Source organism: uncultured Microscilla sp. (assembly GCF_947493425.1).
Taxonomy (GTDB): Bacteria; Bacteroidota; Bacteroidia; order Cytophagales; family Microscillaceae; genus Microscilla.
Map to the genome: position 1 here is coordinate 1 of NZ_CANLRP010000528.1, position 387 is coordinate 387.

The window sequence follows — 387 nt, forward strand, 5'->3', positions numbered from 1 at the left end:
AGTTTCATTGGCAAGGCTTGCATAAATTTCTGTGATTGCTTCATTTGAATGCCCAGTCATTTCTTTTAGCTTTGATCGGTCAGTCCCCGCATTATACACCAAAGTAGCAAAGGTTCTACGCCCTACATGGCTTGTCAAGTGCTTCTCGATACTGGCAAGTTCTGCCATCGATTGCAGGTATACATTATAGTTTTTGTTAGAGATTACTGGAATAAGCTTGTCCTTGCCAGCACAAACAGGGTCATCTCGATATTTATCCAAAATAACTTGCGCTTGCGGAAGCAAAGGAACTTTCGCAACAGTAGAAGACTTTACCCGTTCTTTAATAATCCAAGTACGCTCATTACGTTTAAATAGGTGCTCTTTTTTTAAAGAATCAATGTCTAC

General features: G+C 39.8%; 1 protein-coding gene. It reads right to left on the minus strand.

The window, feature by feature from the left end:
* The coding region (locus Q0954_RS34585; protein ID WP_299466814.1) for a site-specific integrase at positions 1 to 387 on the minus strand (387 nt) is incomplete at both ends.